The 16,748-nt window shown below is 45.9% G+C and carries 18 protein-coding genes; 10 read left to right on the forward strand and 8 right to left on the reverse strand.

What is annotated here, in order from left to right:
* Positions 1 to 33: 33 nt before the first annotated feature.
* Entirely contained in the window at positions 34 to 453 is a 420-nt protein-coding gene (locus NWE96_08995; protein MCW3984116.1) for a CBS domain-containing protein, read from the forward strand.
* An 86-nt stretch (positions 454 to 539) separates the two neighbouring features.
* Here the strand turns inward: NWE96_08995 and NWE96_09000 are convergent, their stop codons facing one another.
* From NWE96_09000 to NWE96_09010, 3 genes are all read right to left on the reverse strand, one after another.
* Complete coding sequence (locus NWE96_09000; GenBank protein MCW3984117.1) at positions 540 to 839, reverse strand: hypothetical protein; 300 nt, start codon at positions 837 to 839, stop codon at positions 540 to 542.
* A gap of 69 nt (positions 840 to 908) precedes the next feature.
* Positions 909 to 2,537, reverse strand: coding sequence for a CTP synthase (locus NWE96_09005; protein MCW3984118.1), 1,629 nt, complete (start codon positions 2,535 to 2,537; stop codon positions 909 to 911).
* A 119-nt stretch (positions 2,538 to 2,656) separates the two neighbouring features.
* Positions 2,657 to 2,968 carry a zinc-ribbon domain-containing protein gene (locus NWE96_09010; GenBank protein MCW3984119.1) on the reverse strand — a complete coding sequence of 104 codons (312 nt, stop codon included), beginning with the start codon at positions 2,966 to 2,968 and terminating at the stop codon, positions 2,657 to 2,659.
* Between the two features lie 143 nt (positions 2,969 to 3,111).
* Between NWE96_09010 and NWE96_09015 the strand changes: the two genes are divergently transcribed.
* The 5 genes from NWE96_09015 (at position 3,112) to NWE96_09035 (ending at position 7,445) form a co-directional block, all read left to right on the forward strand.
* Complete coding sequence (locus NWE96_09015) at positions 3,112 to 3,345, forward strand: Lrp/AsnC ligand binding domain-containing protein (protein ID MCW3984120.1); 234 nt, start codon at positions 3,112 to 3,114, stop codon at positions 3,343 to 3,345.
* A 68-nt stretch (positions 3,346 to 3,413) separates the two neighbouring features.
* Positions 3,414 to 4,076 (forward strand): hypothetical protein, encoded by a 663-nt coding sequence (locus tag NWE96_09020; protein ID MCW3984121.1) that lies wholly within the window; start codon positions 3,414 to 3,416, stop codon positions 4,074 to 4,076.
* Positions 4,077 to 4,135: 59 nt separating this feature from the next.
* Positions 4,136 to 5,191, forward strand: coding sequence for a flippase-like domain-containing protein (locus tag NWE96_09025; protein ID MCW3984122.1), 1,056 nt, complete (start codon positions 4,136 to 4,138; stop codon positions 5,189 to 5,191).
* A 94-nt stretch (positions 5,192 to 5,285) separates the two neighbouring features.
* A complete protein-coding gene (locus NWE96_09030; protein ID MCW3984123.1) occupies positions 5,286 to 5,531 on the forward strand; it encodes an Lrp/AsnC ligand binding domain-containing protein in 246 nt (81 codons plus the stop codon).
* 567 nt (positions 5,532 to 6,098) lie between these two features.
* Complete coding sequence (locus NWE96_09035; GenBank protein MCW3984124.1) at positions 6,099 to 7,445, forward strand: tRNA(Ile)(2)-agmatinylcytidine synthase; 1,347 nt, start codon at positions 6,099 to 6,101, stop codon at positions 7,443 to 7,445.
* On the opposite strand, the gene NWE96_09040 is transcribed toward NWE96_09035, so the two are convergent.
* Positions 7,442 to 7,666 (reverse strand): hypothetical protein, encoded by a 225-nt coding sequence (locus NWE96_09040; protein ID MCW3984125.1) that lies wholly within the window; start codon positions 7,664 to 7,666, stop codon positions 7,442 to 7,444. The genes NWE96_09035 and NWE96_09040 overlap by 4 nt on opposite strands.
* Positions 7,667 to 7,819: 153 nt before the next feature.
* Here NWE96_09040 and NWE96_09045 point away from each other — a divergent pair, with 153 nt between their 5' ends.
* From NWE96_09045 to NWE96_09055, 3 genes are all read left to right on the forward strand, one after another.
* The gene (locus NWE96_09045; protein ID MCW3984126.1) at positions 7,820 to 8,236 is read left to right on the forward strand and encodes a DUF3227 domain-containing protein; all 417 of its coding nucleotides are present in this window, start codon (positions 7,820 to 7,822) and stop codon (positions 8,234 to 8,236) included.
* 104 nt (positions 8,237 to 8,340) lie between these two features.
* The gene (gene alaS / locus NWE96_09050) at positions 8,341 to 11,148 is read left to right on the forward strand and encodes an alanine--tRNA ligase (protein MCW3984127.1); all 2,808 of its coding nucleotides are present in this window, start codon (positions 8,341 to 8,343) and stop codon (positions 11,146 to 11,148) included.
* Positions 11,149 to 11,225: 77 nt separating this feature from the next.
* Entirely contained in the window at positions 11,226 to 11,573 is a 348-nt protein-coding gene (locus NWE96_09055; protein ID MCW3984128.1) for a hypothetical protein, read from the forward strand.
* A gap of 235 nt (positions 11,574 to 11,808) precedes the next feature.
* On the opposite strand, the gene NWE96_09060 is transcribed toward NWE96_09055, so the two are convergent.
* From NWE96_09060 to NWE96_09070, 3 genes are read right to left on the reverse strand one after another with little or no spacing between them, the layout of a single operon-like run.
* The gene (locus tag NWE96_09060) at positions 11,809 to 12,906 is read right to left on the reverse strand and encodes an iron ABC transporter permease (protein ID MCW3984129.1); all 1,098 of its coding nucleotides are present in this window, start codon (positions 12,904 to 12,906) and stop codon (positions 11,809 to 11,811) included.
* Positions 12,885 to 13,691 carry a methyltransferase domain-containing protein gene (locus tag NWE96_09065; GenBank protein MCW3984130.1) on the reverse strand — a complete coding sequence of 269 codons (807 nt, stop codon included), beginning with the start codon at positions 13,689 to 13,691 and terminating at the stop codon, positions 12,885 to 12,887. Before NWE96_09065 ends, NWE96_09060 begins: the two co-directional genes overlap by 22 nt.
* A 53-nt stretch (positions 13,692 to 13,744) precedes the next feature.
* Positions 13,745 to 15,289 (reverse strand): ABC transporter substrate-binding protein, encoded by a 1,545-nt coding sequence (locus NWE96_09070; protein MCW3984131.1) that lies wholly within the window; start codon positions 15,287 to 15,289, stop codon positions 13,745 to 13,747.
* A gap of 116 nt (positions 15,290 to 15,405) precedes the next feature.
* On the opposite strand from NWE96_09070, the gene NWE96_09075 reads away from it, so the two are divergent.
* The gene (locus NWE96_09075) at positions 15,406 to 16,179 is read left to right on the forward strand and encodes an ABC transporter ATP-binding protein (GenBank protein ID MCW3984132.1); all 774 of its coding nucleotides are present in this window, start codon (positions 15,406 to 15,408) and stop codon (positions 16,177 to 16,179) included.
* A 49-nt stretch (positions 16,180 to 16,228) separates the two neighbouring features.
* Here NWE96_09075 and NWE96_09080 read toward each other — a convergent pair whose 3' ends face one another.
* Positions 16,229 to 16,726 carry a metallophosphoesterase gene (locus NWE96_09080; protein ID MCW3984133.1) on the reverse strand — a complete coding sequence of 166 codons (498 nt, stop codon included), beginning with the start codon at positions 16,724 to 16,726 and terminating at the stop codon, positions 16,229 to 16,231.
* Positions 16,727 to 16,748 lie beyond the last annotated feature (22 nt).

Raw genomic sequence — 16,748 nt, forward strand, 5'->3', positions numbered from 1 at the left:
ACACCGTTGAGATAGCGTTAAGGTGAAAAATAAATGGCAACCAATGTCACAGTAAAAGACATCATGCAAAAAGACGTTAAAACCGTAGAAAACAACACCGTCCTAAAAGACGTAATCGCTTTAATGACTAAATACGACAAAGACGCAATCCTTGTCATCCAAAGCGGCAAGCCAACAGGCATCATTACAGCAAGAGACCTAATCGTCCGCGCAATGGAAGCTGAAGTTCCAATCAGAACCATCATTGCACGAATGGTCTACACAAACCCACTCGTCGTCATCGACCAAAACGCAACCCTCAAAGAAGCAGCAGAACTTATGAAACACTGGAATATAAAACACCTCCCAGCAGTCGACAAAAACGGTGCACTCGTCGGCATGGTCGATGCAATGCAAATCGTCCAAGCAGACCCCAAATTGATCCCCATCATGGATTATGCCCGCCGAAAGTAATTTCGGCTCAAACTTTATTTTTTAAAAACCCGAATTAACCAATTTTTTGAAATAAATGTTGCTAAAAAAGGTAATTGTAAGCAGTTTTACTGCTTGGTCGTTTCTTTTGCCCATGCCTCTTTGGATAGTTTTGCTAAAGCGTCGATGTTTGGCTGGGCGTTTAAGTCGTAGAGCACGTTTTTGAGTTCATTGTTGACTAGCAGGGCGATTTCTCCGGGTCGTAGCGGTTCAGGTCGGGTTGATTGATAGACTCGTAGTGCCCGAAGAACGAATTTTACGATCACGTTGTTTAGTTCTTCTTGTAGTTGGCTGAGTTCATCTTTTGCTTCAAGCATCTTTTTGGTATAAGCGTTTGAATCTCTTTCTCCAGTAGGTTCCATTCCCATTTTTCATCTTTCCTTTAGGGTGTCATGTAAACGCTGCATTATAACATTTACTAAAAATGCTAATAGAATTTAAGAAAGGGATTCTTTGGGTTTACCAAGCTTTTTGTTTATGCATGCTTGGATGAAACCAAAGTATTCTGGTGATGGTCTGCCTGGTCGGCTTTTGAATTCGCCGTGGAATTGCGAGGCAAAATAGAAGTATTTGTCGGGCAACTCGAGGGTTTCCATTCTTCTGCCGTCGCTGCTTTTACCTGTAAAGCATAAGCCTTTGTTTTTGAGGGCGTCGATGTAGTCGAGGTTTACTTCGAATCGGTGGCGGTGGCGTTCACAGATGTCTTCTTGCCCGTAAAGTTTGTGGGCTAAGCTGCCTTTCTGTAAAACGACCTTGTGGGCGCCAAGTCGCATGGTGGCACCTTTGGTTTCTACGCCTCGTTGTTCAGGCATGAGGTCGATGACGGGGTATGGCGTGTCAGGGTTGATTTCGGTGCTGTTAGCATCGGTTAAGCCGCATACGTTGCGGGCGAATTCGATAACTGCTAATTGGAAGCCGTAGCAGATGCCGAGGAATGGTATGTCGTTTTCTCGGGCATATTTTGCTGCTGCTATTTTGCCTTCTGTTCCTCTTGGGCCAAAGCCGTAAGGGACGAAGACGCCGTCAAACTTGGCGAGGTCTTTTAGGCATTCGGGTTCCCGTTCAAACTTCTCTGCTTCTAAGTAGCTGATGCAGACTTTGGTTTTGCATGCAGCGCCGCCATGCCGAAGAGCTTCCGTCATGCTGACGTAGCTGTCTGAGAGGCCAGCGTATTTACCGACTAATGCTATGTGGACTTCGTGTTCTGGGTGAATCATGCCGTCAACGAAGGTTTGCCATGCCGCGAAATCTTTTACGTCACATTTCAGTCCGAGGCGTTGGCATATGAAGTCGCCCATGCCTTGCTTGTCCAAGATGAGTGGTACTTGGTAGACTGTTTCTGCGTTGTATGAGCAGAAGACTGAGCTTTCTGGGATAGTGCCGAACAGGGCGATTTTGCGTAGCGCCTCAGCGTCAATCATTTTTGGGCTGCGGGCTACGATGGTGTCGGGTTGGATACCGATACGTCGTAATTCGTTGACGCTGTGCTGAAGAGGTTTAGTCTTAAATTCGTCTGTAACATCTAAAATTGGAACCAACGCAACATGGACGTACAGGGTGTTTTCGTAGCCTTCCTCAACGCGCATTTGTCGTATGGCTTCCAGAAAAGGTAAGCCTTCGATGTCGCCTACGGTGCCGCCTACCTCCGTGAGAACGAGGTCTGCGTTAACGGCTTTGCCTGCGTTTCTGATGCGGTTCTTTATTTCGTTAGTTATGTGGGGTACGATTTGGACGCATCTTCCTAAGAAGTCGCCGTGGCGTTCTTTTTCGATTACACTGCGGTATATGGTGCCTGTAGTGAGGTTGTTATCTTGTTTTAGGCTTAAATCCAAGAAGCGTTCGTACCAGCCTAAGTCGAGGTCGGTTTCGCCGCCGTCATCGGTGACGAAGACTTCGCCGTGCATGTAGGGGTTCATCGTGCCCGCGTCGATGTTGACGTAGGGGTCGATTTTTACAACTGTGGGTTTTAATCCACGTGCCTGTAACATTTTTCCGATGGAGGAAGTTAAAATGCCCTTGCCAACAGAGCTTAATACTCCGCCTGTTACGAAAATGTACTTAACCATCTGTTTCCCCGCAATAGCTTACAACTTTCATGCAAACTTAATATAACTCTTTTGTGTGCGGACCTGAAAAACCGTGCAAAACACCTCAACAATCAAGAAAAAACGTGTAATTACAGAGCTCAGAGTTGCCTGTACCTGCGGTTGCGTCTCACGCCTAACAAGATGATCCATATGCCGATTAAAATGAGCACAAGAGGCCAGAAATACGCCCAAAACACAGTAAAGCCCAAAAGTGCAGCGACTCCAATGATTACGATGAATAAGCCTGCTATGAGCAAACCGAAACCGCCGCCTTGCCTTCGAGGGTAATTTCGCTCGTAGCTTCTGTGAGGTACATATTTGTATGTTTTATCTGTTAGGGATGCGCCGCAGTTAGAGCAGTTATTAGCAGTATCGGGGTTAAGTGCACCGCATTTTGTACAATAAACCAAAACCAACTTCTCCCGATATCATCATGAAGCGTTTGGTCTGATAAGACTTGTGGTAACGTGGAAAGTTGTGTGGATAGAGTGCACATTTATTTGCATAAGAACTATTAATTACACTTGTACTAGCATTAATGGAGACTCTATACATGCCACAAGCCTATGTACTAATCAACGTTGAATCAGGCGCAGAAGAAGAAGTAGTTAGACAGCTAAAGAAAATCGCGGGTGTAGAAGAAGCCTACTACTCCTACGGCGTCTACGACATCATCAGCAAAATAAAAGCTGACTCCATGGAGAACCTCAAAGATATGGTTACCCGCAAAATCCGCACCCTCAACCGTGTCAGGTCCACCTTAACTTTAATCATGATGGAAGAATAACTCAAAGAGCCCCATACTTTTCTATTCAACAACAATTTTATTAGAATAAACAAACAAAATAATCGTTTATGAAAAGATTCTTCACTGCTGCCTTATTTCTACTTCTCTGCCTAAGTTTAGCGGCAACCGCGAATTCGGCGATTTCTGTGGGCGTAAAAAGCGGAGATTGGATCGAATACGCTGTTTCGTCTACGGGTTCGCCTATGCAGGGGCATGATGTTACATGGGCACGTATGGAAATCCTCAACGTAGATGGAACTAACATTTCAGTAACCATTACCTCCCGTTTTAGTGACACATCAACAGACACCACACAATACATCCTGAACTTGCAGACAGGCCACTTAATCGACGACTTCATAATACCCGCAAACCTAAACGTAGGCGACACATTCCTTGACGAAAACCTCGGAAACGTAACCATCACACAGAAAGAACAACGTGAATATGCAGGAGCCCAACGGACGGTTGTTTCGGCTTCCGTGGGCAACAACACCTACGTGTGGGATCAAGCTACAGGCGTAAGTGTAGAGGGCGACTCAAAAGGCTCAGACTGGACAATCCACACCATTGTTTCAGCCACTAACATGTGGCAGCCAACCCCACAGATGGATTGGACTTCGATTGGATTAACCATCGTTGTTGTCTTGTTAATTGCATTAGTCTTAGTTGCATTTGCTCTGCGTTTTTCCAAAAACGCGCAGCAGGATCAAAACGTTAAGGCGTTTTAGTTCTTTGGTATAGGCTTAAATGGTTAGGCACTAAACGTTAAGCAAGGCTTGAGCGTGGAATGAATCCAGCGAAAAAATCGTTCCGACCCAACTTGATTGCAGTAATCTTAGTCGCAGGGTTAATCGCCTTCCTGTTTTACTTGGTTTTCTACGTTGACATTGCCCAAGTCGCAAAAACACTCTCACAAACAAACCTCGTCATCTATTCCTTTGCCTTCTTCAGCTACATCTTGTTTACGTTGTGTTCAGCTCTGGTTTGGCATAGTCTACTAGCCAGTTTGGCAGTTAAAATTACCCGACGTAAAGCGTTTCTCTTTACATGGGTGGGTCTATTCTTTGACGCCACGGTACCGCAGCTCGGCTGGTCTGCGGAAGTGTCCAAAACTTACCTGTTGTCTAAGGATTCCAACATTGAATCGGGGCGAATCGGCGCCTCGGTTGTGGGACAAAAAATCTTCACCATGACCTTGACGATTGTGGCGTTAAGTTTAGGGTTAGGGTTACTGCTTGTTAGGTATTCTTTTCCGTTGATTGAATCCTTGTTGATTGGGTTAGTTTTGGGGCTGTCGATTCTGACTTTAATCGTCGTTTACTACGTCAGTTTCAAGCCCTCTGCAACCAAGACACTACTGAACTGGGCAATTAAAGTAGCAGTGTTTTTCAGAAAAAGCTGGAGCCCACAAAACTTTCAATCCAAAGCCGAAGCGATGCTGACAAGCTTCCATGCAAGTATCGATCAGTTAAAAGCAAAACCCAAAGCTTTGATTCAGCCAATTAGCTACGCAGTTGTGGGGTTTGCGTTTGAAGTCTCGGTCATGTTTATCGCGTTTGCCGCTTTGGGGGAACCTGTGTCGGTGGATGTTGTGCTTGTTGTTTTTACTTTAACTGGAACCCTGCAAACCGTCGGACTGGCTTTTGTTGGCTTACCAGAACTAGTTATGTCAGTGACACTGTGGCAACTTGGAATTGACCCATCTGTCGCTGTTTCTGTTGCGCTTTTGACGCGTCTTGTAAACCTGTGGTTTAGGCTAGTAGTCTCTTACGGAGCCTTACAGTGGACTGGAATAAAGGTCATCAGACAAAACAAACAAAACACTACGGCTTTTGTAAGTTAAAATTTGTCTTGTCATTTAACCTTAAGAGGCAATACCGCAAGAAATGCAAAAGTTTTAATTCAAACCTGACTTATCAGTTAATCAGAGGATTGATATGCCTACAGCGTTTGTGTTGATAAATACCGAGATAGGCTCCGAGTCCGATGTTTTAAAAGAACTCAAAAAAGTTGAAGGCGTGATAGAGAACGAAACATCAGCTGTTTATGGAGTCTACGACATCGTTGCCCGAGTAAGTGCCGACACGATGGATAAACTCAAAGAAATCGTCACTTGGCGAATCAGAAAACTAGACAAAGTCCGCTCGACACTCACAATGATTGTCGTAGAGGACAAACAATAATCACCCCTTCTTTTATTAACGTTAAATTGTTGTAACTTTTGTTTCATACACAACGTTAAACCCTCAAACAACCAAATCATTATCCGATTAAAAATGAAAGCAGAATTAAAATCACAATACAAGTGCCCATGGTGCGGTCTCGAACTAGAAAACGGCAAAGAACTCGACGCCCACGCCAAAAACCACTACATCACCCTCATCGAAGCATAAACCGCAACCAAGAAACCGCTTGTGACTGTGCCCATACAGTCACATAGTTTTAAATTTTTTTAACCCAACATCCAGCCGTGCGTCCACTGGCGAAAAACATGACCACACACAAGCCCCACCAAACAGCACAGAGAAGAAAAGCGGCAGCATCCAGCAGATGCACCAAATTTTTAACCGGTTGGATAAAGAGGTTTGATTCAAAAAAGAACCTTTTCGTGTTCCCCAAGTAGAGCACCAAACCTCTGAAGCCAACCACCCCCCTCTAATCCAATAAGATAAACCCCTATTACCCGATGAGGATAAAACAATATTTTTTACCCTCAAACCGTTTCTTAACTCGCAGTGGTGCCTTCAACGTTGACTTCACTACAAACTATGCATATAGGTTTAGATGACACTGACTCAAAAAAAGGAGGCTGCACCACATACCTTACAGCAGTGCTCGTTGAGGAACTCAAAAAATTCAACGTAAACTTCCTCGATTATCCTGGATTGATACGCCTCAACCCCAACGTGCCTTGGAAAACCAGAGGTAACGGCGCCCTAAACCTTAGATTTAGCTACAGCGCCGAGTTCGAGGAAGAAATCAAAGAAACCACAGTAGCGCTCTGGGAGAAGCATTCTGCCGTAAACGAGAAGGGCACAGACCCAGGTATAGTGCTCTACAAAACCGCAGATGTACCAGTGGAATTGACCGCCTTCTCCAAGAGAGCACAAACCACGATTGTGACTCTCAAAGAGGCGATGGCGTTAATCAAAAAATTTGGCGCAGAAGCATTAGGCTACAACACCTGCCGAGGCATCATCGGCGCGTTAGCCGCCATAGGCGAAACACTCCAAAGCGATTATACATACGAATTAATCGCTTACCGAACAGCCGAAAACCGCGGCACCAAACGCTGCGTTGATGAAGAGTCGATTTTTGAGATGGACCAAAAAACCCAACCCTTCACGTTTAACAATGTGGACTGGGAAAAGAAAAGAGTAATCATCACGCCACGCGGACCTGACCCCATCTTTTTTGGCATAAGAGGCGAAACACCCCAATTAGTCAAACAAGCCTTTCAGATGGTTAAGACGCAGGAACCTGTGGAACGCTGGGTCATCTTCCGAAGCAACCAAGGCACAGACGCCCACCTAAAACCCGTAGCGAAACTAAACCAGCTTGAACCCTACTGCTCCGTTATCGCTAAAGGGGCAGTTTCTCAGAATCCGCGGGTTATCCCTGTTCGACACGTCATTTTTGCAATCAAAGATGAAACTGCAGAGGTCGATTGCGCAGCTTATGAACCAACGGGGGATCTGCGTAAAATCGCCAGACAACTTTTGGTGGGCGACGAAATCGAAGTTTATGGTGCAGTGCATAAATCAACAGTATCCAAGCCTGTTACGGTTAATCTCGAAAAAATCAACATACTAAAATTAACTCAACCATTTAAAACAGAAAACCCCCTCTGCCCCACCTGCCAAAAAAGGCTCAAATCAATGGGCAAAAATCAAGGTTTCCGCTGCGAAAAGTGCGGTGCAAAATATCCTGACCTAACAAAAGACAAGAGCCCCTTGTTTCGTTCGCTTAAGTCTGGTTTGTATGTGACATCAACTAGATCTCAGAGGCATCTGACAAAACCGCTTAGACGTTATGGGCAGGAAAAAACGGGTTTTGAAGCTGAAAAGTTGATTGAGGGTTGGCATTTTAACAGTTAATTTTTTGCTGTTTTGTCGCCTTCAATTTCGCAGTTTACTTCGTGGTTTAGTAGGATTAACCCTGTTATTGCAAGTATTATGCCTATTACGAGCATTTCGATTAAGTATGAGTAGCCAATGTATTGGTCTAGTAGTGTCCAGAGGCTTCTGAAGATGAGTACTGAGGCTATTAGTACTATCATTTCGCCGAGGATGATTTTTGCGAACCGCGTTGATTGCATGGTTAAAAGGTATGGGTTTGTGTGCTTAAAAGTGTGTCTCACAAGCCAATTGTGTCTTATTGTGCACATATATCGAGTTTGGAAATATGTCAAACCAGAAAACATCGCTTATATTACGTCTCACTATACGTTGTGTGTTGAAGAGTGCAACAAATGAGCAGTACAACACAACTACAAATAAACCAAACCATCGGAACTGAGAATAACCTTGAAACCATACTAATCGACCTCAACATCAAAGCACACAAAAAAACATCCACATTTGACCGCCTACTCATAGACGCAATCGAATCCGCCTTATCTAAACTGGGAAACGCCAACAAACAAGCACTCTACACCCACTTAGAACACCGCTTCGGCCTTAACAAACAAGCAATCCCACAAAACATAGAGTACTTCACAAACGCGCTGGAATACCTCTTCGGGGAAAGCGCTTTACTTATGCAGATAAACATCATGGAAGCGCTTCGCCGAAAATTCCCCAAATTTAAATACACACCCAAAGACGGAAACTTATCCTTCATCAGCTACGTCGAAAACATCCGCGGTTACTGTCATCACTCATCATAATTACACATTTTAGCTAAATTTGATTTTTTTCTTATGCTCAGCTTTAAATCCGACAACCCCATAAACCCCTTCTACAACCCTAATCAGCAAAAGAGGCACCTTCAATGGTTGAAAAAACCTTCCCACCAGAAGCCTACCAACTACCATTCTTCAAAGAAGAAGGCTTCATCCGCAAACACTGCCCAAAATGCGGCGAATACTTCTGGACCCAAAACCAAAGTCAAGAAACCTGCGGCGAAGCAGGCAGCGACGAATGCGGCTGCTACAGCTTTCTAGGCAACCCCGCAACAAAAAAGAAGTTTACTCTCCCAGAAATGCGCGAGGCGTTTCTCTCATTCTTCGAGAAAAACGGGCACACACGCATAAAGCCTTACCCCGTTGTGGCGCGTTGGAGAAAAGACATCTACCTCACCCACGCCAGCATAATCGATTTTCAGCCTTATGTAACGGAAGGCATCGCGCCTCCGCCAGCTAATCCGCTGGTGATTTCTCAGCCTTCAATCAGGTTAACCGACATCTCCAACACAGGCCCCACCTTCGGACGCCACTTAACCATATTTGAAATGGGCGGCGCGCACGCATTCAACTACCCAGACAAAGAAGTATACTGGAAAGACGACACTGTCCGCTTCCATCAACGTTTCGCAACCGAAGTCTTAGGCATACCCTCTGAGGAGGTCATCTACAAGGAGGGCGTTTGGGTCGGTGGCGGAAACGCTGGACCTGACGTGGAATGCATCGTTCGCGGTTTAGAAGTGGGGACGCTTGTGTTTATGCAGTATAAGGTGGTCGGTGACGACTTCATCCAGTTACCCATCCGCACCGTAGACACTGGTTATGGCATTGACCGTTTCACGTGGATAAGCCAAGGTGTGCCAAGTCTTTTCCAAGCTATCTACGGGAACCTCCTCGACAAAGTTCTATCTATGGCTGGGATAACTAATGTTGACAACGGTTTCTTAGCTCAAGTTGCTAAGTATTCTGGGCTGGTCAGCGTGGACAAACGCGCCAACCGCATGGTCGCCCGCAAACGTGTCAGTGAACTCACAGGCATCGACCTTGCAACCCTCGAGAAGGTGCTTGTTCCTATAGAGAACGCGTGGGCAGTAACCGACCACACCAAGACACTCAGCTTTATGCTAAGTGAAGGCGTCGTGCCATCCAACATCCAAGAAGGCTACTTGGCGCGGTTGCTGTTCCGCCGAGTCTACCGTTTAATGCGCACCTTAAACATGAACCCCGCTGACCTCTACGACATCGTGGAGATGCAGGCAGATTACTGGGCAAAAGACTTCCCCCACATCAAAGAAATGCAAAGCGAAATCGTCGAAATGCTCAAGGTTGAGGAAGAGAAATTCAAAGACACCATCCAACGCGGCGAAGGCATGGTTAAGCGTATCTCAACTGAACTGAAAGCTAAAGGCTCAACCAAACTCTCTGAGGATAAACTCGCAGAACTCTACGATTCACAGGGGTTGCCGCCAGAAATCGTTAAGCAAGCCGCGGAAAAAGAAGGCGTCGAAGTCGAGGTTCCAGAGAACTTTTATGCCCTAATCGCTAAGCGGCACATGCAGGCATCTAAACCCGTTGAGGAAGAGGAAGCCAAAGCCGAAGAGAATCTGGAAAAAATCGTTGAGCAGCTTCCAGCCACTGAGCAACTCTACTATGCTGACGTTTACCTGAAAGAATTCGACGCCACCGTACTCAAAGTAGTTAACGGCGTCAACGTAATTTTAGATCGCACCTGCTTCTATCCTGAAGGCGGCGGGCAACCCCACGACCAAGGCACCCTAACTGTAGGCGACACCAAATTTGACGTTGTTGAAGTGCAGAAAATCGGCAAAGTAATCGTGCATAAACTCAAAACACCTGCCTCATTCAAAGAAGGCAGCACCGTTCATGGCATGCTGGATTGGGAACGCCGCTACTGGCTAATGAAAGCCCACACGGTAACCCACCTCATCAACGGCGCAGCACGCCGCGTCTTAGGTGAACATGTCTGGCAATCAGGCACCCAGAAAGGTCTTGAAACCTCCCGCCTTGACATCTCACATTACCGCAGGCTCAGCCAAGAAGAAGTTCACAAAATTGAAACCCTTGCAAACCAAGCTATCGCTGCAAACATGAAAGTAGAAACCACTTGGCTACCACGTAACGATGCAGAAGCACGCTACGGATTCCGACTCTATCAAGGTGGCGCGGTTCCAGGCAAAGATATTCGGGTCGTAAAAACGGGCGATTGGGACATTGAAGCCTGTGCAGGCACACATTTGGGTAGCACCAGCGAGGTGGGATTTGTCAAAATCGTCTACACCGAGCGGGTACAGGACGGCGTGGAAAGGTTGGGCTATGCAGTTGGGCTCAAAGCACTCAAAGCGGTTCAGGATCAAGAAAGCTTGCTCAGTAAAGTCTCTGAAGTCCTCAATGCGCCAATCGAAAAACTGGACAAAACAGCTGAAAAAGTCGTCAAGGAACTAAAAGAAACGCAGCTTGAGAAGCGGCGTTTAATTAAGGAACTGGCAGAAAAAGAGAGCACCGCAACTCAGACCCAAACTGCGGAAGCGGCTGCTGAAGTTGAAGGTGTAAGCATCGTTAAAAGGGACTTCGGCGAAGTTATCGACATCAACCGCATGCTAACGACCGCCACGGAGATAATCAAACGCAACGACGCCACAGTCACCTTGTTCTATGGCTCAGACGGGAAAACTTGCAGGCTCATGGTAATGGCAGGCGAAGCTGCAGTCAAGAAAGGAATCAACGCAGGCAACATCGTTAAGGAGGCGGCACCGATTTTTGGCGGTGGTGGAGGCGGAAGACCCAACTTTGCTCAGGGCGGCGGCACAAAATGCGACAAACTCGCCGAAACCGTGCAAGCCGCTGAAGAGTCAGCTAAAAAGCAGCTCAAGCGTTAGAGCGCAGTTTTTTTATTTTTTCTTCTTTTTGTTTTTTCCATTGAATTTATAGGTAGCGAACGCTACACTGCTACTTGTTGGTGAAGCATCTGGATACTTTCAAAGCAGCAGTAATAGTTTCGATAGTCTTGTCTTTAGCTGCTATAGGATTCATCGGCGTCGTCGCTTACGACACTATTCAAGGCTCCAAGATTCCCGAACAAGAGTATGGAACAGTGGCATCAAAAAGCCCCTTAACCGACAACCCCCTCGCAGCCTACAAGGTTACACTTGTCAACGGCAAAACCCTCTACATACAAAACAACGCCACACTCTACGACACGCTTCAAGTAAACCAATCTTACCTGTTTGACTGCCGCATCGACTTCAACAACCAAATGACCCTAATCGACAAAGCAACCCAACCAAACAGAGGCACCACATAGAGCCAATATTTCTATTGGTAAAACCACTTTGCCATACATCCCCTAGTAACTTCCCACAGACGATTCTTAATCTGCCTTTAAATAAGGGAGGGGAGGTCCGCTGTGAGAGGTGGCGTGTTTTTTGCTTTCTGGGATACAAAAATTGGATGATTTGGTTTAGGGCACGAATAAGTCAACAAAAGAAAAATGTTGGGTTAACAAAAAGGCGCGCAGATGAAGTGACAAGCCTCAGTTGTCATTGGTTTCTTCTCCGTCTTACCAGCAGATAGAGCAGTAGCGGTCCGCCTAGAAACGCGGTTATCGCCCCTACAGGCAAGATTACTGGAGCAAGCAAGTTTCTAGCCACTATGTCTGCCACTAAGAGCAAAATCGCCCCAAACAAGGTGGATGAAACTATTAGGTATCTTTGGTCGCCCCCTATTACCGCGCGGCAAATGTGGGGTGCAACCAAACAGATGAAACCGATGGCGCCAGTGAAGCTAACCACAGTAGCGGTACAGAGACATGCCAGTATCAAAATTATTTTTCTGGTGCGGTCAACGTCTGCACCTAAGCTTTTGGCGGAGTCGTCTCCCATCCTCATGACGTTGAGGTCCCAGGAGAGCTTAAGATTAATCACAAAACACGCTACAAGCACCACCACAATGTAGGGAAGTTGCCACCACGCAGCCCTCGACAAATCACCGACCAACCAGAACACTGTGGCACTTACAGCGTTGGACTCAGCGAAGTACTGCAGAATTGTCGTGCAAGCGTTGAATATGTAGACCATCGCTATTCCAGCTAGAATCATGGTTTCAGGGGAAGCACCTTTGCGTTTGACTAACAGTAAGATCACTGCGACCGGAATGAGGGAGAAAATAAAGGCGTTCCCGATTATTAGGAATCTGCCTTCTGTAAAGCCTGAATTCAGTATTATGCCTATGGCTGCGCCTAAGCCTGCACCTGCGGAGACACCTAACGTGTAAGGCGTTGCTATAGGGTTGCGTAGAATCGCCTGGGTGGTAGTTCCACTCATTGCTAACGCTGCTCCAGCAAAAATCGCAAGCAAAATGCGGGGAAGTCTCAGGTTCCACACTACATTATCGGCTAAGGAGCTTACGTGGAAAACGTCTGGAAAAGCCCTTGCTAAAATTGCGGTGTAAGCGTCCAGAAAAGACATATTTGCCGAACCGAGAGCTAAAGCGATGCCAGCAACGACAAGGAGCAAAATTACTGAGGCAACGATGAATGTGACCCGTTTAGCCGTTAAGCGGCGGTACTTCTTCTTTTCGGCCTCCAAATCAGTTGTGCCGTTTTTGGTTAGGGGGTTTATTGTGTTTTGGTCCACCATATCATGGCTGCCTTCCTTTTGCGGTTTAACCAGAATTTTCCTTTCTCATCCTGCACCAAACTCTTCTTGAGGTAGCTTCTTAATTCTGCCTGCTTCTCGGCGGGTACATGATAAAGTTGCATGAACCGTGCGGTTGCAGATTCTAAGTCGCTGTAGGATTGTTTTGACTCAAAATCCCAAACATCTACGTTGAAGTTTATGCCGATATCGTGCAGAATGTTACACATATAAACACTATCGGGCAATACGGGGCTAGATTTGCCCTCGCCAAAAACGATGTCGTGTATCTCCGTATCCATCCACTCGGAAGCAGAAACAAAAAGGTAAACCCCGACCGAGGCGAGAGCATCCATTTTTTGCAGTGCCCCCTCCATGTCAAGCATAAAAAGGGAAAACGAAGCAGTCACAATATCATGAGTTCCAAGTGCAGATATGTCTAAATCGTCTAACGAATTATTGACATATTTTATGTTGACGATATGTTGTTTTTTTGCGTTAGCTTTTAGTTTATCCAGCATCTTTGGAGATGGCTCTAATGCGGTTACACTTTGGACACGTTTGGCTATGGGAATTGTTAGCCTGCCTGTGCCAGCGCCCACATCTAAAACTGTATATTGCGGCAGCAAAGGTATGCGGTCTAATTGCTGTTTTGTCAATTCTTTCATTTGGGAAACGTTTTGGTTAAAGTTGTCTGCTTCTTTATCCCAATATGCGGGTTTACAAAAATCGATCCTTTGAGTTTCTATTAGCATTTCTCGTCTAAGCTCAGACCAATTTACAATCATTGCCCCAACCTCCCTTTTGATAATCTAAAAAAAAGGAAAAAGTTAATCCCCACTTAGGTGGCTCCGTTGGGGATTCCTACGATGTCGCCGTTGAGGGTTATTCCCGGATACAGGAATACGCCACTGTTGTCTAAGTTGTAGTCTAGCCGCAGGTATTTGGTGATGTATTGTTGGTGTATTGTTTGTGCGTTTAAATCCGTGAAGAGGTCAGGGTAGAGAACGTTCGCCATGTATACTGCGCCTAAGACGCCGCCCATCGCGTTGTTTCGGAAGTCGCCTGCCATTATGTAGACGTGGTTGTTTTTGACGGCGGTGATGTTAGCGTATGCTGGTTGAGCTAGATATTGTTGAAGGGCGGTCTTTATGCTGGTAATGTCGTTGACATCCATGCCCTGCGCGGGGTCAGCGTTTGTGCCGCCAGCAAAAGTGTATCGGACACAGTGAAGGAATATGTATTCAGGGTTTTGGTTAAGCACAGTTTCAAGGTCAACACTGATTGACGAGGCTGTCAGGTAGGTTGGAAGTGATGCAGCCACGTTCGCGCCGCCCGCTAAAATGCAGACTTGTCCGAGAGTGTCAATTGTTGCGTATTCTTTGATTGTTGTAGATGCCGTATAGGGGTATGTGTAAATTAAAACTGAGTGCTTGTTTGTGTCTGCGATGGCACTTGTCCGAGAGTTGATTGTTGAGGTTAAACTTACTAGCCAGTTTGCGTATTCTGTTGCTCTTGACACTTTGTTGAAGATGTAACCTGCTTTAAGTATGCCTTGAAGGAAACGGGAGTCTTCAGGGTGTGTAACGTTTGGATAGTATAAACCTAAGAAGACCACGTCAACACCGGGTAATTTTGAGGCTTTTTCAGCTATTACGGATTCAGTGTTGGAGAAAGTCAACAGGATATCGGGGTTTAAGCTTAGAACGGCTTCGTAATCTGGGGTGTACATGTTTCCAACTGAAACCAATTTGGTGTTACCTGGGAAGTAGATGTCTTTGAGTTTATCTACTGCGAAATCTATGCCTACTACTTTGTCTTCAATTTCTAAAACTCTCACTAACTCTGCATTTTGAATGTACTCGATGACAATACGATCCGCAGGCAAGGATACGGTTATGTTTTTCTTGTTGCCATCCAGCATATGAATCTGAGTTGCTTGACCGTTAATTATCGCGTTTATTTGGGTGATGTCTTGTGAATCGATGACGCCGTCGCGGTTAGCATCAGCAAATTGAGTTGCGGTTTTGGCGCCGTTGATTATTTGAGAAACATATGTTACGTCTGCTTGGTCAACCTTGTCGTCCATGTTGGCGTTACCGTAAACTTCTAACACCAAGTTTAGTGCAGCGACGGTTGTGGGTTGTGTTGTTGGCTTTGCGGTCGGTTGTGCTGTGGCTGTTGCGGTGGGTTTGGTTGTTGCGGTTGGGTTTGCTGTTGCAGTTGGCTCTTCAGTTGGGCTTGTGGTGGCTGTTTGTTGTGTTGTCGGGGTGGGGGTTGGTTGGGGGGTGGTGTTGTTTTGGAACCAGTTTTGGCTGTAGCCTACTGCTATTGAAGAGGCTATTATTACTATGAGGATTATTCCAGCGATCATGTTTTTGTTCATTTTTATCACTAGTGTTACTTTTGCTAAAAAATGTAATACTTATATGTTGTGTTACAGAAATCTAAAAAAGTAACACTCAAATACTCCAAAACCCATCACAACCAGAGGCACAAAAATTGAACATAAGCGTGCAAGACGTAACCTTCACCTACCGCAGCACCCCAACACTCAAAAACGTAACCCTAACCCTAAAAGAATCAGAAGTCCTAGGCATGATAGGACCCAACGGCTCAGGAAAAACCACCCTCCTAAAATGCCTAAACAAAATACTCGAACCCAAACAAGGCACCATACTGCTAGGCGAACAAGCAATAAAAAAGATGAGCCGCCTCGAAGTCGCCAAACACATCGGCTACGTCCCACAGAGCTCAGTCGCCAACCCCGAATTGCTACCCGTCTTCGAAATAGTTCTCATGGGAAGACGACCACACATTTCTTGGCAGAGCGGCGAAAAAGACACCCAGAAAGTCTGGGAAGCCCTAAAAATGCTCAACATAGAGCACCTCGCGATGCGGAATTTCTATGAACTCAGCGGTGGTGAACAGCAACGGGTTCTTGTCGCTAGGTCGATTGCTCAAGAAGCAAAAGTTCTGCTCCTAGATGAACCGACAAGCAATTTGGACATAAGATACCAGCTTGAAGTCATGGAATTAACCCGAAAACTCGTCGCTACAGAACACTTAGCTGCAGCTGTGGCTATTCATGACTTAAACCTTGCGTCGAGGTATTGCGATAAAATCGTAATGATGAAAGCTGGCAAAATTTTTGCGGCAGGCGAGGTGGATTCTGTTTTGACAACCCAAAACATTAACCTCGTTTACGGCGTCGAAGTAAAAATAAACTACAACGAAGGCACACCATACATTATTCCGATAGCACCGCTAAATTAGCAACCTTTTGCAGCCAGCTTACCCCGAATCCACCGCAAGGTTTGTCGGGTTAGAGTTCAATTATTCTTGCTTGATGCTTATCTGTGTCAAGCAAAGCGAGTGTGGGTTTTCCTGTTAAGTAACCACAAAGTTCACCGGGGTTGATTGACAACGTTTTTCCTCTGTACTCGAGGCTGTGGATGTGGCTGTGACCGCGAACGACTGCATCGAAGTAGCCGCTATCGAGTATTGCACCCAACAACTCGGTCTCATGCCCGTGTAGTAACGCGATTTTGTAGCCATCCAAGTTTAGTTGCGTGAAGCGTTCATGTACGGTGCAGTTGGTGGTTTGGCTGAAGCGTTTTTTGAGGAATTCGTGGTCGCCGTCGTTGTTGCCAAATACGCCGATGAGGGGGCAGGTTAGTTTTTTGAATTTATCTACTGTGAAGGCCGCTACATAGTCGCCTGCGTGGAGCACTAGGTTGACTTTTTGTTCGTTTAAGGTTTGAATGGCTTTTTCTATGAGGGGAAGGTTATCGTGAGAGTCTGAGATTGCACCGATTATCATACATATCCTCATTTTGAATTTC

The sequence above is a fragment of the Candidatus Bathyarchaeota archaeon genome, assembly GCA_026014685.1.
Lineage (GTDB): Archaea > Thermoproteota > Bathyarchaeia > Bathyarchaeales > Bathycorpusculaceae > Bathycorpusculum.